Below are 15,507 nucleotides of genomic sequence, written 5' to 3'. Positions count from 1 at the left end.
GAGGCTTAGCCCTCGGTCTTCGGCGCCGCCTTGGGCGGCAGGGCCAGCTTGATGTGCAGGTCGCGGAGCTGTTCCGGACGCACCTCGCTCGGCGCGTTCATCATCAGGTCCTCCGCCCGCTGGTTCATCGGGAACAGGATGACCTCGCGCAGGTTCTGCTCGCCGGCCAGCATCATCACGATACGGTCGATGCCCGGGGCGATGCCGCCATGCGGCGGGGCGCCGAACTTGAAGGCGTTGATCATGCCGGCGAACTTGTCGTCCACGACCTCCGGGCCGTAGCCGGCGATCTCGAACGCCTTGTACATGATCTCCGGGCGATGGTTCCGGATGGCGCCCGAGGACAACTCGACGCCGTTGCAGACCACGTCGTACTGGAACGCGAGGATATCCAGCGGATCCATCGTCTCCAGCGCCTCCATACCGCCCTGGGGCATGGAGAACGGGTTGTGCGAGAAGTCGATGACGCCGGTGCCCTCGTCGGCCTCGTACATCGGGAAGTCGACGATCCAGCACAGCTTGAAGACGCCCTTCTCGACGATGTCGAGATCGGCGCCCAGCTTCAGGCGGGCCTGGCCGGCGAGCTTGGCCGCTTCCAGCTCCTTGCCGCCGGCGAAGAAGATGGCGTCGCCGTCGCCCATGCCGGTGATCGCCTTCAGCGCCTCGATCTTCTCGGCCGGCAGGCGGTTGGCGATCGGGCCGCGGGCCTCGCCGTCGCCGAAGATCATGTAGCCGAGACCCGGCGCGCCCTGGCCCTGGGCCCAGGAGTTCATGCGGTCGCAGATCGCGCGGCTGCCGCACTTGGGACCCGGAATGGCGCGGATCACGCCGCCGCCCTCGACCAGCTTGGCGAAGATCGCGAAGTCGGAGCCGCGGAAGATCTCGCTGACATCGGCGATCTCGATCGGAATCCGCAGATCCGGCTTGTCGGAGCCGTATTTCAGCATCGCCTCGCGGTACGGGATGCGCGGGAACGGATCCGGCACGGTCCAGTCGGAGAATTCCTTGAACACGCCCGCCAGCACCGGCTCGACGGCGGCGAACACGTCCTCCTGCTCGACGAAGCTCATCTCCAGGTCGAGCTGATAGAACTCGCCCGGCGAGCGGTCGGCGCGGCTGTCCTCGTCGCGGAAGCAGGGCGCGATCTGGAAGTACCGGTCGAAGCCGGACACCATGATCAGCTGCTTGAACTGCTGCGGCGCCTGGGGCAGCGCGTAGAACTTGCCCGGGTGCAGACGCGACGGCACCAGGAAGTCGCGGGCACCCTCCGGCGAAGATGCGGTCAGGATCGGCGTCTGGAACTCCATGAAGCCCTGCTCGACCATGCGGCGGCGGATGGAGGAGATCACCTTGGAACGCAGGATGATGTTGTTGTGCACCCGCTCGCGGCGCAGGTCGAGATAGCGGTAGCGCAGCCGCGTCTCCTCGCCGGCATCCTCGTCGGAGTTGACCTGCAGCGGCACCTGGTCGGCGGCGGACAGCACCTCGAAATCGTCGATCCGGACCTCGATCTGGCCGGTCGGCAGCTTGGTGTTGATGGTCTCGTCGCTGCGCTTCACCACGCGGCCGGTGATGCACACCACGCTCTCCAGCCGGTACTTCTCAACCTGCTGGAAGGCCGGGTCCTCGACATCGGTGACGCACTGGGTGATGCCGTAGTGATCGCGCAGATCCAGGAACACCAGCTGACCATGGTCGCGGCGGCGGTGGATCCAGCCGGACAGGCGGACGGTCTCGCCGACATGGGTGTCGCGAAGGTCGGAACAGGTGTGGGTGCGATAGCGGTGCATGATGGCGTCAACAGTGCGTAGCGGGAAACGGCCGCCACGTTGCACGCAGCGTCGGGAAGGTCAAGAGAAACGCCGCTGCGGACCGCGCGAAGACACCGGGATATGCGTGACCGGACGGATCATCCCTCGCGCGGCGTCAGCAGGCCGTCGGCGAGCCGGACCGAGAGCTGCCGCGCGCCGTCCGCCCCCCGGGCCTCGACCAGCCTCCAGCAGGCCGGGTGATCGGCCAGGGCGGTCCGTGCGGCGTCGAGCAGACGGATCGCGGCCAGCGGGGCCATGTCGGCGATGGCGTCGATCGCGTCGGCGTCCGAGCGCCGGGTCCCCCACGGATCGATCCAGTCGACCTCCACCGCCATCAGCAGAACCGATCCGTCCAGCCGCCGGCAGACCAGGGTTTGGCCCGTCGCTCCGTGAAAGGCGAGCGCCGCCGCCATCACCGCGGCACAGGCCTGCGGCGACAGGGCGGCCCGTCCCTGCCGCGCCAGCGCCCAGATCGCCTGCCGAACCGCGTCGCGCACGGCCCCCAGACTGCGATCGATCAGCACCACCGCCGTCCCACCGACCACGCGCAGCCGCAGGTCGGAACAGCCCGCCTCCGCCCGCAGCGCCAACCAGTCCCGCGACCCGACCGACAGGGTGGCAAGCGTCACGGCGTCCCTGCCCCACCGGGTGAGCGGGCGGCCCAGCGTCCGATCGAAGGCGCAGCGCCGTGACGGCGGCAGGCCCGTCAACCGCCACTGGGCGATCGAGCGGAACAGCCCCCGGTCGGCCGCCGGATAGATGGGGATCACCGTCGGCCGGGGCTCGGGTCCAATCGGCCGAGCCTCCCGGCCCACGGCACAGGGAAGCCTTGCCGCCGCGGAACCGACCGGCAGCCGCCGCAGAAACAGGCGCGTGAGAACGACGGCATCGGGAAGGTTGTCGCCCTCCGGCCCCACGGTCGACGCCTCGATCCGGCTCTCCAGAGCGGCAACGCCGAAAGCCACAGGGCCGGACCATCGTTTCGCACATGCGGGAGGCCCGGCCGCACCGCCCTCCGTCGCCCGCGTCGCGAAATCGCAGAGCAGGCCGGCGACCTCCGGTGCCGTGGCCGCGACCGCCGCGACGCCCGATGCCGGGAGCACTGCCAGACGGCCGAGACACACCAGTTCCCCCCGCACGGCCGGGGCGTCGAAACGCAGGGACGCATCCGCCGGCGTCGCCCCATGGTCGGCGAGCGCGCGAAACAGGGCCGACAGGGCGCGTGGCCCGCCACGGGACATCCGCCGCTCCGTGGACCGCTGCCGACAGACCGGAACGGCCGGCGACGACGGTCAGCGCCAGGCCGATGAAATCCGCGGCCTCGAACCGGCGGGCACGGGGGCTTTCCGCGCTGGGTGCCGGGATGGCGGAGCGGGCAGAGCGGATCGAGCGGATGCGCCCCGCGTCCATCAGCGCATCGACTAGCCGCCGCCGGGCGCGGGCGATGACGATCACGGCGGCGGTTGGGCCGGGGTCCAGGGTGTCCGAAACAGCAGGCGTGATGCGCGATCCGAAGCCATCGGCATGGCCGGAGGTCCTTGTGGAGTCGGTCGCCGCGCGTGCTGCCATGCTAGCCTCCTGATTTTGGATGGCCCCATTATATACACGCTTTAATAGTTATTATCGTATTTTTCCGAAAGAACATAGGAGAAACTCAACATTTCCCGCAGCGCACCATTCCCGGCCGCCTAAGCCGAGTGAGCTCAACGGATTTCAATCCCGGCGCAGAGCTGCGTGAAACCAACTCAATCTTGCGAAAGACCGGCTTTCCGCGACCCACGGCGGCACATCTGCGTCACCCGGCCGCATCGCGATGCGAGATCGGTGGTTTCCGATCCGAACCCCAATTTCCCGCCATGGGTAAAAGGGCGCAAACCGCCACACTCGGCCACTCAAACTCGTTGTCGCAACGTCTGTGGCATTCGTGTTAAGGAGCATCCAACAAGAAGTCACGAGGCCGGGGGACGCGGCTCGCGTGGACATTGATCATGTCATGGCGCAGTGCACACTTGGGCTTTACCAAAAATCGCCGCTAGGTATGATCGCCCCCGGAAAGCTTAAGTGGGGCAACGCTTTCAATTGACCATACGTCCCAGAAACGACCTTAAGCAGGGAGCAGACAACCATGAAACGTCGTGAATTTATCAAGAACGCAGGCATCGCTGCGGTCGGCGGTGCTGCTGCATCGACCACCCTTGCGGCGCCGGCGATCGCGCAAGAGCGCATCGAGATGGTGATGGTTTCGACCTGGCCGCGCGACTTCCCGGGTCTGGGCACCGGTGCCCAGCGTCTGGCACAGCGCATCCAGGACGTCTCCGACGGCCGCTTCCAGGTTCAGTACTTCGCCGCCGGCGAGCGCGTCGGTGCGTTCGACGTGTTCGACGAAGTCGCCTCGGGCAACGCGCAGTGCTACCACGCGGCCGACTACTACTGGAAAGGCAAGCACCCGGGCTGGGCGTACTTCACGTCCGTTCCGTTCGGCCTGACCGAGAACGAAATGGGTTCGTGGATCCACTTCATGGGTGGCCAGGAGCTCTGGGACGAGCTCGCCGGCGAATTCGGCCTGAAGTGCCTGGCCTCCGGTAACACCGGCGTCCAGATGGGCGGCTGGTTCAACAAGGAGATCAACTCGGCGGAGGACTTCAAGGGGCTGAAGATCCGCATGCCGGGCCTCGGCGGCGACGTCATGGCCAAGCTGGGCGCCTCGCCGGTGTCCCTGCCGGGCGGCCAGATCTACGAGAACCTGGTCTCCGGCGCCATCGACGCCACCGAGTGGGTCGGTCCGTGGAACGACTACTTCCTGAAGTTCTACGAGGCCGCGAAGTACTACTACTATCCGGGCATGCACGAGCCGGGCGGATTCGACTCCCTCGGCATGAACAAGACCTGGTGGGAAGGCCTGAACAAGTCGGATCAGCTGCTGATCCAGGCCTGCGCGTACGAGGAGTGCCAGGTCATGATGTCCGAGTACAACGCGAACAACGGCCGCTACCTCGCCAAGCTCGTCAACGAGCACGGCGTCGAGCTGAAGGAGTTCAACGACGACGTCTATGACGCGTTCGGTGACGCCTCGGCCGAGGTCTACGAAGAGGCCCGCGCCCACTCCGAGCTGGCCAACCGCATCCATGAGAGCTTCGCCGCCGCGCGCGCCGATGTCGGCTCCTGGATGAAGCTGTCCGAAGGCGCTTACTACTCTCAGCGCAACCGGGTGCTCGGCCTCTAAGGTCGATACGCCGGACATTTCCGGGGCAGACGGAGCACGCGCTCCGTCTGCCTCCCTGTTTCGACCGCCGGGAACGTCCCGCGGTCTGATCGGACCGGTCCTTCTCAAGGGTTAGACATGAGCACGGCAACTGACGGCGCCTACGCGGACGCCATGGGCGCAGACGCATACCGACCCGGAACCGCGGTGATCCGCACTTTCGGCTGGATATCCGTCACGATGGCCTTTGCCTACGTCATCAACAATTTCCTGTGCTTCTGGCTCGAATGGCCTGGCGTCTTCGCGCTGATCGCCGAGCCCCGGCCGACCGGCACCGGGCTCGTGCTGGCGCTGCTGCAGACGGCGCTTTTCGTGCTGAGCATCGTCCTCGCGATCGTGTTCGTGACCCGGTCGCCGTCGCGCAACCTGCGCGCCGATGCCATGGCGATGGCCGCCATCGCCAATTTCGTCGTGCGCTTCGCCTTCTGGAGCGTGCTGCTGATCGGCCTGGTCGACGCTGTGATCTCCTTCCTGCGGGTCGAAGCGCTGGCCGACCAGCTCCTGGGCGCCGAACTCGGCACCGAGCTCGGCCGATCCCGCTTCCGCGGTCCCTTCGTGCACGCGCCGATGCTGATCGTGGCGCTGGTGATCGCCGCCCGGTCCCGGTCGCTCGGTTTCCACTGGCTTGCCCTGCTGGTCGTCCTGGCCGAGCTGGGCATCGTTCTGAGCCGCTTCGTGTTCTCCTACGAGCAGGCCTTCCAGGGCGACCTGGTGCGCTTCTGGTACGGCGCCCTGTTCCTGTTCGCCAGTGCCTACACCCTGTTCGAGGACGGGCATGTCCGCGTGGATGTGCTGTATGCCGGCTTCAGCGACAAGACCAAGGGCCTGATCAATGCGATCGGCGCCATCTTCCTGGGGCTGCTCCTGTGCTGGACGATCATGATCCTCGGCATGTGGAATCAGTCGAGCATCATCAACAGCCCGCTGCTCGCCTACGAGGTCTCGCAGTCCGGCTTCGGCATGTATGTGAAGTACTGGATGGCCGGGTTCCTCGCGATCTTCGCCGTGACCATGTGCGTCCAGTTCACCAGCTGCGTGCTGGAGAGCATCGCCAATTACCGCCAGGAGCCCGGCGCGCGCGAGATCGCGCCGAGCGCTGCCGCCTAACCGACCGCCAATTCATCGACCGACCGCGGTCTCGACCCCGGATACGGAACGCCCCGGACTCAGGAAAGCCAAAGCGTCATGGAAGTCCTTTTCGTCGTCATTCTGGTGCTGCTTATGGCCGGGGCTCTCGCCTCCGGCTTCCCGGTCGCCTTCGCGCTGCCGGGATCGGCCATCATCAGTATCCTGCTCGCCGCTGCCGCCGGCATGCTCGCGACCGGAAACCCGGACGCCTTCTTCGCCCAGGGCGGGCCGACAAACTGGCTGAGCGCCGGCGTCACCAACTTCCGAGGAATTTACTGGGAGGTTGAACGCGACACGCTCATAGCGATCCCGTTGTTCGTGTTCATGGGGATCATGCTGCAGCGCTCGAAGATCGCCGAGGACCTGCTGGTCTCCATGGCGCAGCTCTTCGGTCCGATCCGCGGCGGTCTCGGCATCTCGGTGGTGTTCGTGGGCGCGCTGCTGGCGGCGACGACCGGCATCCTGGGCGCGACCGTCGTGGCCATGGGCCTGATCTCCCTGCCGGCGATGATGCGCAACAACTACGCCAACTGGCTGTCGACCGGCACGATCGCCGCCTCCGGCACCCTGGGCCAGATCATTCCGCCGTCCATCGTGCTGATCATCCTGGCCGACCAGCTCTCCAACGCGGTCGACCAGGCCAGCAGCCTGCGCACCAACCTGTACAAGGCGGCGACCGGCGAGTTCGCCATGCCGAGCGAGTTCGCCGTGTCCTCCACCAGCGCCGGCGACATGTTCATGGGCGCGCTGGTCCCGGGCCTCGTCCTGGTCGGCCTGTACATGCTGTTCATCTTCGTCGTGGCCTTCATCCGCCGCGACATCGCCCCGCCGGTGCCGTTCGAAGGGTCCTATGACCGTCGCTTCGCGATGCGCGTCACCCTCGCCCTGGTCCCGCCGCTGACTCTGATCTTCGTGGTGCTGGGCTCGATCATCACCGGCATCGCGACGGTGAACCAGGCCGGCGCCATCGGCGCGGTCGGCGCCACGGTCATGGCCGGCTACCGCCTCTACGACGGCAAGGCGCGGACCTACTGGCCGGCGATCCTGGCCGGCGGCGCAGTGGTCGCCATCCTGATCATCACCAGCGTCTGGCACGTCAACATCCGGGCGATCCACGGCCCGTCGGATCAGCTCGGCGTCACCCTGGCGGTCATCGCCACCGTGGTGTTCCTGATCGGCGTCGTCTGGAGCCTGATCCGCACCTACCGGACCAACGAGACGCTGCAAGGCGTGATGATGGAGACGGCGAAGACAACCTCGCTGGTGTTCATCATCCTGCTCGGCGCCGCCATGCTGACCGCCGCCTTCCGCGGCTTCGGCGGCGAGGAGCTCGTGAAGGAGTTCCTGCTGGGTCTGCCCGGCGGGTTCTGGGCCCAGTTCATCATCGTCATGGCGGTGATCTTCGTCCTCGGCTTCTTCCTCGACTTCATCGAGATCGCCGTCGTCGTGGTGCCGATCGTGGCGCCGATCCTGCTTGCCGACCCGTCCGCCAACATCACCGCCGTCTGGCTTGGCGTGATGATCGGCCTGAACATCCAGACCTCGTTCCTCACCCCGCCCTTCGGCTTCGCCCTGTTCTACCTGCGCGGCGTCGCTCCGGCGGCCGTGCGGACCCTGGACATGTACAAGGGCGTGGTGCCGTTCATCACCCTGCAGCTCATCGCGCTGCTGATCGTCGGCGCCAACCCGCCGCTGGTGAACTATCTGCCGTCGCGTCTCTCGCTGCTCGGCGAGACCGCGCCGCCGCCGCAGAACCCCCGCCTGCAGGCCTGTATCGAGGAGTACGTGTACCAGGCGTTCCAGGAAGAGGGCGATACCATCCGCTCCGCCATCCAGACCGCCAAGGGCTGGGATCTGTCCGGCGTTCCGAAGACGGTTGCGGGCGAAGTGACCCGGGCCGTCAACGGAGCCGAGAACGCCTTCCAGGCCCTGGACGACGCGCGTGCCACCAGCGCGGCGATCGCCGCCGCTGCAGGAACCTACGATCCGGTTCGCACCGAGGTGCGCCGGATCGAGGCGGCCCTGCGCCGCAACGCCGAGGAGTTGGAAGCCGCCCAGCGCCGGGCCGGTCAGCTTCAGCGCCAGGCGCCGGACGAAGTCGAGGACATCGAGCGGCTGCAAAACCGGGCAGAGGAACTGACGGCAGAAAAAGAAACCCTGATGTCCGAGATGCCGAGCAACTGGGATCAGGTGCACGGCGAATTCAAGAAGCTGCTCTCCGAGGAGAAGCGGGCCTATCTGAACTACCGCCGCGTCGTCGACAACGCCTACGAGCCGATCCAGACCTTCATGCGGGTCCTGCGGGGCGCCGACCAACTCGTCGCACTCGAGAGCGAGATCAAGGCTCTGGCGGACACCATCCGCACCAAGGATCCGGAAGTGGCGATGGAAGAGATCCAGGCGGTCGAAGGCCGGGTCGGCGACATCGAGGGAGCGGGCGACATCCGTTCGGCCCTGTCGAAGGCCCGCCGCGAGCTGCGGACCACCAACACCAGGCAGCCGGATCCCGACCAGGCACTGGCCGAGCATGCCGAGGCCGTCGCAGCACTGGAGGCCGACATCGCCTGGCGGGCTGAGGCGTCCGACGCCCTGCTGCCGCAGGTGGAGGCCTATGAGGACGCGATCGACGACACGATCGGCCTGCGCCAGCAGGCGAGGCTGCCGCGCGAGGTCGCCCTGTACGTCGCCTCGTGCAGCTCCGAGCACCGCAACATCTCGCTGAACTTCTAAGCACCCGGAAGCGGACGGGCCGGTCCCGCTCCGCTTCCGGTCGGCCGACCTTCGCCTCGCGAAGCCAATGCCCCGGTCAGGTCTGGCCGGGGCATTTTGCTGTCGGCGGGCAGCGCACTCGACGTCCCTCTCCCTTGGAGGCAGGATAGGCGAAAGACCGCGTCACCAAGGGGAGGATTGATGGCATCGACTTTCGTCGACGTGGGCGGGTGCGTGCTGCATGTCCGCCAGGACGGGCCCACCGACGGACCCGCCCTGCTGTTCTCGAATTCGCTCGGCACCGACCTGCGCATCTGGGATGCGGTGGTCGAGGCCCTCTGCGACCGCTGGCACTGCATCCGCATGGACAAGCGCGGCCACGGCCTCTCGGCGTTGGGCGGCGCCCCGATCACCATCGAACGCTACGCCGCCGACGCCCTTGGGGTGCTGGACCATCTGGGCGTCACGCGTACGGTCATGGCCGGTGTCTCCATCGGCGGGCTGATCACCCAGGCGGCCTACGCCGCCCGGCCCGAGGCCTTCGCCGGGCTGATGATGTGCGACACGGCGGCAAAGATCGGTGCCGCCGATCTCTGGCAGCAGCGCATCGACATGGTGCGCACCGACGGGCTTGAGGCGATGGCGGACACTGTCCTGCAGCGCTGGTTCGCGCCGGTCTTCCACCGGGACCGGGCGGTCGATCTCGTCGGCTACCGGCAGATGCTGACCCGCACCCCGGCCGACGGCTACGCCGCCGCCTGTGCCGCCCTGCGCGACGCCGACTACACCGCCAAGGCCGCCGGCATCGCCGTCCCCTGTGTCGTGATCTGCGGCGGCGAGGACGGGGCGACGACGCCGCAGGTGGTCTCCGCCTTCGCCGCCTCGCTGCCGACCGCACGCTATGTCGAGCTGCCCGATGTCGGCCACCTGCCCAGCATCGAGGCGCCCGACGCGGTCGTGTCCGAGCTGAAGACCCTTCTGAAGGAGGTCAACCATGGCTGACGGAAACAGCATCACACCGCGGGACTGGGCGGCCCATCCGCCGCTGATCCATCCCGACTATAAATCGACGGTCAAGCGCGGGCCGACCAAGCCGCTGGTTCCGATCCGGCACTCCCTGTCGGAGCTGACCGGCCCGGTCTACGGCCACGAATCCCTGGCGCCGCTGGACAACGACCTGACGAAGAACGGGGCGAAGAACGGCGAGGCCCTGGGCGAGCGCATCGTGGTCACCGGCCGGGTGCTCGACGAGCTCGGCCGGCCGCAGCCGAACGCGCTGATCGAGATCTGGCAGGCGAACGCCGCCGGCCGCTACGTGCACGAGAACGACCGGCACGACGCCCCGCTCGATCCCAACTTCTTCGGCGGCGGCCGGGCTGTCACCGATGCCGAGGGCCGCTACAGGTTCTACACGATCAAGCCGGGCGCCTATCCCTGGCCGAATCACGCCAATGCCTGGCGGCCGAACCACATCCACCTCTCCCTGTTCGGCCCGGCTTTCGCCAGCCGACTGGTCACCCAGATGTATTTCCCCGGCGACCCGCTGCTGGCTCTCGATCCGATCTTTCTGGGGACGCCCGAGGGCGCCCGCAACCGCCTGGTCAGCGACTTCTCCCTCGACGTCACCGAGGAGGGCTTCGCGCTGGGCTATGTGTTCGACATCGTGCTGCGGGGGCCGAGGGAAACGCCGATGGAGGCCGGCCGATGAGCCAGTGGAAGCAGACGCCGTCGCAGACCGTCGGCCCGTATTTCGCCTATGGCCTGACCGCGCGGCAATACAACTACCCACAGACCTCCATCGCCGAGGGCGCGATGGCCGGCGAAGAGGTCGAGGGCGAGCGGATCCGGGTGGAGGGCCGCGTGCTCGACGGCGACGGCGCCCCGATCCCCGACGCGATGATCGAGATCTGGCAGGCCGACACCCGGGGCCGCTATGCCCATCCGGCGGACCCGCGCGGCTCCAACGCGGGTTTCACCGGCTTCGGGCGCACCGGCACCGGGACCGATCCGAAATGCCGCTTCGTCTTCGACACCATCAAGCCGGGAGCCGCCGCCGAGGGCGACGCGCCGCATCTGAACGTGATCGTGTTCATGCGCGGCCTGCTGACCCACGTCTATACGCGGATCTACTTCTCCGACGAGGCGGACGCGAACGCGGCCGACCCGGTGCTGAGCGCGGTTCCGGCGGACCGCCGCAATACGCTCATCGCGGACCGCGACGGGAATACCTACCGGCTCGACATCCACATGCAGGGCGACAACGAGACGGTGTTCTTCGACGTGTGAGCGCCGAGCGAACCGTTCCCGTCAGGATGACGGCAAGAAAGAAGCCCCGCCGGTTTCCCGGCGGGGCTTCCTGATGGGCGTGCCTTGGCTCAGGGAGCTCAGGCGGCCGACAGATTGCCGGCGAAGACCTTGTTGCGGCGCGGGTCAGACTGCAGCTCGTACTCGATCTTCTGACCTTCGTTCAAGCTGTGCATGCCGGACTGCTCAACGGCGCTGATGTGCACGAACACGTCCGCACCGCCATCATCCGGCTGAATGAACCCATAACCCTTGGTGGTGTTGAACCATTTCACCGTACCGGTGGCCATAACGTCGCTCCTTTCATTACTGACGTTTACTGGTATTCCGTCCGCTCTCTCAGGCGCGCACAGGCGCCGGAGAACGGAATCCCTTTTGCTGCTTGCCGCCGCGGGGCGTGCCGCCGGCGATCCGCGCGACGCCGGCGTCCAGCGCCTCGCCGCCCGAGCGCTTCGGCCGGGCATCGCCGCCATTGGGCTGATTCGGACGCGTATTGCTCTTCGGAGCCTGCTTCGGTCGGCCGTCGCTCTTTGCGGCCGGCTTCTGACGACCGTCGCCGTTGCTCTGCTGGGCACGGGCGCCGCCGACCTGCTTGGGGCGGCTCTCGCCATGGCTCTGCTGCGGGCGGCCTTCGCCGCGGCTCTGCTGCGGTCGGCCTTCGCCGCCGGCCGTCTGCTGCGTGCGCGACCCGCCGCCACGGCGACGGCTGCGCTTCGCCTTGCCCGACCCGGCGGCCCTGGGCTTCGGCGCGTCGCGATCGATCGCCTCGCCGGTGATCAGCGACCGGCCGATCAGCCGCTCGATATCGCCGAGCAGCTCCATCTCCTCCTCGTCGACCAGCGACACGGCCACGCCCTCGGCGCCGGCCCGCGCGGTGCGGCCGATGCGGTGGACATAGCTCTCGGGAACGTTGGGCAGCTCGTAGTTGACCACATGGGTGACGCCGTCCACGTCGATGCCGCGCGCGGCGATGTCGGTGGCGACCAGAATGTTGGACTTGCCGGTCTTGAAGGCGTCCAGCGCGCGTTCGCGCTGGCCCTGGCTCTTATCGCCGTGGATCGCCTCACTGGCGAGCCCGGCGGAGGCCAGATGGCGGGCGACACGGTCGGCGCCGCGCTTGGTGCGGGTGAAGACGATGGCCCGGCGCACGGCCTCGTCGGCCAGGATCCTGGCCAGGGCGTTGCGCTTCTCGGCACGCGCCACCTGCACCACGCTCTGCTGGATCCGCTCGATCGGGGTCGAGGCCGGAGTCACGGCGATCTCGACCGGATCGGTGAGGAAATCGTCGGCCAAAGCGCGGATCTGGTTCGGCATGGTGGCCGAGAACAGCACCGTCTGGCGCGTCTTCGGCGTCATCGCCAGGATGCGGCGCACCGCCGGCATGAAGCCGAGGTCGAGCATCTGGTCGGCCTCGTCCAGCACCACGACGGCCGTATCGGTCAGCTTGATCGCGCCGGTCCCGATATGGTCGAGCAAGCGGCCGGGTGTCGCCACCAGGAAGTCCAGACCCTGCGCACAGGCGCGGATCTGCGGTCCCGGCTTGGCGCCGCCGACCACGACGGTCGAGCGCGGGCGCACGTTCTTGCCATAGGCCCGCACGGCGTCATGGATCTGGGCGGCCAGCTCGCGGGTCGGGGACAGCACCAGCACCCGCGTGCCCTTCGGCTTCGCGGTACCGCCGAGCTCGGCGAGCCGGCTCAGCAGCGGCAGCACGAAAGCGGCGGTCTTGCCGGTGCCCGTCTGGGCGATACCGACAACGTCGCGGCCTTCGAGGACCAGGGGGATGGCTTTGGCTTGGATCGGAGTGGGAGTGTCGTATCCCTCGGACGTAACAGCCCGAAGAACGGTCTCGGCAAGGCCGAGGGTCTTGAAGTCTGTCAAAATAAGTCTTTCGTTTTATCCGCCCGGCCATGCCGGTCGGCATTCAATTCCTGTAAGCAAGCATGCGCGGAACAGCCAGCCAATGATGCCCCTTCAGACCGAAGAAGCAAGGTGATGGCCTTTCCGCTTAAAACTAAGGGCGTCCATCCGACTGTGCCAACACTGCGGGTATCCGTCACGTCCACGCTTGGCACCGTCTCTTGCACCGCAAAATGGGGCTTGCCGTCGCGATTGCAAGAGAATTCGTGAATCCCGCACATTTCCGCCCTTTCGATCCCCGATACGCCGGCAAAGTGCCTTGAAATTCGGCGCGGATACCCGTCAGGCTCCCAGGGGCGGATACTTGTTGAGGGACCGCGGATGACCCAGGCGGGAACTGCTTTCGGATCGGTTGTCGGCGCGGCATCCGGCCTTTTCCTGGACCCGACGCGCTCGGACTGGGACGGGACGGATCCGCGTCCGATCGCCTGGACCGCTTGGTATCCGGCCGCCGCCGACACGCCCGATCCGGCACCCGCCACAACCGGCCCGCATGACCTGTTCCTAGCGCCGGCGGTGGCGCAGGGTGCGGCGCTGTCGCCGGCCCGGGCGCGATGGCCCGTTGTGCTGCTCTCCCACGGCACCGGCGGCCGATCCGAGGGCCTGGCCTGGCTCGGCGCCCGTCTCGCCGGCGCAGGCTACGTCTGTCTGGGGGTCTGCCATCACGGCAATACCGAGATCGAGCCGTACCGGGCGGAAGGCTTCCTGTGCTGGTGGGAGCGGCCACGCGACCTGTCCGTCGCCCTCGACATGCTGCTGCAGGACCCGCTTTTCGCCGACCGGCTCGACATGGACCGCACCGTCGCCGCCGGCTTCTCCCTGGGCGGATGCACCGTCCTGTCGCTGGCCGGAGCGGTCACCGAGCTGGCCCGCTTCCAGGACTGGGCGCAGACCCAGCCGGGCGCTCCGGGCGGCCCCCGGGAATTCCCCGATCTTTCCGACCGGTTCGAGGACCTTCTCCGGACGTCCGCGCCCTTCCCCGCCTCGCTCGCGCGGCAGTCACGCTCCTATGCCGACCCCCGGGTGCGCGCCGTCGTCGCCTTTGCCCCGGCACCGCCGGTCCGCGGTTTCCGCCCCGACAGCCTCGCCGGCATCCGCCTTCCGGTCTCGATCATGGTCGGAAGAGCCGACCTGGAGGCCCCGCATGAGGACTGCGCCCTGTGGCTGCGGCAGCAGAATCCCGCCTTCGCGGTGGAATTGTTGGGGGAGACGGTGGGTCACTATGTCTTTCTGAACGAGGCAACGGATTTCGGACGGGCAGAAGCGCCGGAGATCTGCCTCGATCCTCCCGGTATCGACCGGCGGGCGATCCACGACCAGGCCGTGGCCTTCGCCGAGGCGCATTTCCGCAGAACCCTGGAGGCAGCCGTATGACCGGCCCCATCCTCATCGCCGATCTCGGCGGCACCAACCTGCGCTTCGCTCTCACCGACGGGAAGACCACGCGCGAGGAATCGTCGATGGAGGGTGACCGCTTCGCCAGTCTGGACGACGCCGTCGGCGCCTATCTCGCCAAGATCGGCCGGGAGACCCAGCCCGAACGGGCGATCTTCGCGGTGGCAGGGCCGTCGGACGCCGAGACCATGGTGTTCACCAACCGCGACTGGACGGTTCCCGTGGCCCCGCTGCGCAGCCGCTTCCGCCTGAAGCAGCTCGCGGTGGTCAACGACTTCGCCGCCGTCGCCTACGCCCTGCCGCATCTGACACCGGACGACTACCGCACGGTCGGCGCGGAGCGGACCGCCCGTCCCGGCGCCATGGTGGCGATCGGTCCCGGCACCGGCCTGGGCGTCGGCCTCGTCGTGCCGGGCGACGGCGGGTTCAAGGTCGTTCCCGGCGAAGGCGGCCACGCCACCCTACCGGCGCAGAACGGCCTGGAGGAACGGGTGATCGGCTATCTGCGCAACCTGCACGGCCATGTCTCCGCCGAACGGGCCCTCTCCGGGGCCGGGCTCGCCGACCTGCACGACGCGGTCTGTGCGGTGGAGGACTTGCCGGCCCGCCGGCTCGACGCCGCCGCCATCGTCGCCGAAGGGGTGACCGACCCAGGCTGCCGGGAAGCCCTGGGGCTGTTCACCGACTTCCTGGCCACCGTCGCCGGCGACCTCGCCCTGACAGCCGGAGCCAGCGGCGGGGTGTTCATCGCCGGCGGCATGGTGCCGAAGCTCGGCGATCTTTTCGACGGCGGACGCTTCCGCCGCCGCTTCACCGCCAAGGGCCGTTTGGCGGGCTATCTCGACCCGATCCCCGTGCGCCTGATCACCCATCGCGAGCCCGCCCTGCTCGGGCTGAGCCGCTCGGCGGAGGCAATTTTGAGGAACGATCTGGACACTTCTGTCTAGACACAGATCCGCACGCGCGATTAGCCTTCCC

Annotated in this window: 12 protein-coding genes; 8 read left to right on the top strand and 4 right to left on the bottom strand. The window is 67.8% G+C overall.

Annotated elements, in window-relative coordinates:
• Positions 1 to 5: 5 nt before the first annotated feature.
• The gene (gene aspS / locus BLS34_RS14695; RefSeq protein ID WP_175474239.1) at positions 6 to 1,790 is read right to left on the bottom strand and encodes an aspartate--tRNA ligase; all 1,785 of its coding nucleotides are present in this window, start codon (positions 1,788 to 1,790) and stop codon (positions 6 to 8) included.
• 119 nt (positions 1,791 to 1,909) lie between these two features.
• A complete protein-coding gene (locus BLS34_RS14690; RefSeq protein WP_093151378.1) occupies positions 1,910 to 3,052 on the bottom strand; it encodes a hypothetical protein in 1,143 nt (380 codons plus the stop codon).
• Between the two features lie 884 nt (positions 3,053 to 3,936).
• On the opposite strand from BLS34_RS14690, the gene BLS34_RS14680 reads away from it, so the two are divergent.
• The 6 genes from BLS34_RS14680 (at position 3,937) to pcaG (ending at position 11,196) form a co-directional block, all read left to right on the top strand.
• Entirely contained in the window at positions 3,937 to 5,034 is a 1,098-nt protein-coding gene (locus tag BLS34_RS14680) for a TRAP transporter substrate-binding protein (protein ID WP_028793666.1), read from the top strand.
• A 117-nt stretch (positions 5,035 to 5,151) separates the two neighbouring features.
• A complete protein-coding gene (locus BLS34_RS14675; protein ID WP_215906118.1) occupies positions 5,152 to 6,180 on the top strand; it encodes a TRAP transporter small permease subunit in 1,029 nt (342 codons plus the stop codon).
• A 78-nt stretch (positions 6,181 to 6,258) separates the two neighbouring features.
• A complete protein-coding gene (locus BLS34_RS26500) occupies positions 6,259 to 8,931 on the top strand; it encodes a TRAP transporter large permease subunit (RefSeq protein ID WP_093151373.1) in 2,673 nt (890 codons plus the stop codon).
• A 180-nt stretch (positions 8,932 to 9,111) separates the two neighbouring features.
• Positions 9,112 to 9,912, top strand: a complete 801-nt coding sequence (gene pcaD, locus BLS34_RS14665) for a 3-oxoadipate enol-lactonase (protein WP_093151370.1) — start codon at positions 9,112 to 9,114, stop codon at positions 9,910 to 9,912.
• Positions 9,905 to 10,618 (top strand): protocatechuate 3,4-dioxygenase subunit beta, encoded by a 714-nt coding sequence (gene pcaH, locus BLS34_RS14660; protein ID WP_028793662.1) that lies wholly within the window; start codon positions 9,905 to 9,907, stop codon positions 10,616 to 10,618. The genes pcaD and pcaH overlap by 8 nt, the downstream gene beginning before the upstream one ends.
• Positions 10,615 to 11,196: a protocatechuate 3,4-dioxygenase subunit alpha gene (gene pcaG / locus BLS34_RS14655; RefSeq protein WP_093151368.1), complete on the top strand. Its 582-nt coding sequence runs from the start codon at positions 10,615 to 10,617 to the stop codon at positions 11,194 to 11,196. The genes pcaH and pcaG overlap by 4 nt, the downstream gene beginning before the upstream one ends.
• 98 nt (positions 11,197 to 11,294) lie before the next feature.
• On the opposite strand, the gene BLS34_RS14650 is transcribed toward pcaG, so the two are convergent.
• Both BLS34_RS14650 and BLS34_RS14645 read right to left on the bottom strand, forming a co-directional pair.
• Complete coding sequence (locus BLS34_RS14650; protein WP_028793660.1) at positions 11,295 to 11,504, bottom strand: cold-shock protein; 210 nt, start codon at positions 11,502 to 11,504, stop codon at positions 11,295 to 11,297.
• Between the two features lie 49 nt (positions 11,505 to 11,553).
• On the bottom strand, positions 11,554 to 13,095 hold the full coding sequence (locus BLS34_RS14645) for a DEAD/DEAH box helicase (protein ID WP_093151365.1): 1,542 nt from the start codon (positions 13,093 to 13,095) through the stop codon (positions 11,554 to 11,556).
• Between the two features lie 360 nt (positions 13,096 to 13,455).
• Here BLS34_RS14645 and BLS34_RS14640 point away from each other — a divergent pair, with 360 nt between their 5' ends.
• Both BLS34_RS14640 and glk read left to right on the top strand, forming a co-directional pair.
• Complete coding sequence (locus tag BLS34_RS14640) at positions 13,456 to 14,508, top strand: alpha/beta hydrolase family protein (protein ID WP_093151364.1); 1,053 nt, start codon at positions 13,456 to 13,458, stop codon at positions 14,506 to 14,508.
• Positions 14,505 to 15,476, top strand: a complete 972-nt coding sequence (glk, locus tag BLS34_RS14635) for a glucokinase (protein WP_093151361.1) — start codon at positions 14,505 to 14,507, stop codon at positions 15,474 to 15,476. The genes BLS34_RS14640 and glk overlap by 4 nt, the downstream gene beginning before the upstream one ends.
• Positions 15,477 to 15,507: the final 31 nt, after the last annotated feature.

The sequence above is a fragment of the Thalassobaculum litoreum DSM 18839 genome, from assembly GCF_900102465.1.
In the GTDB taxonomy this organism is placed as follows: domain Bacteria; phylum Pseudomonadota; class Alphaproteobacteria; order Thalassobaculales; family Thalassobaculaceae; genus Thalassobaculum; species Thalassobaculum litoreum.
The sequence above is the reverse complement of the archived record's forward strand: the minus strand, read 5'-3'. Positions and strand labels throughout refer to the sequence as shown.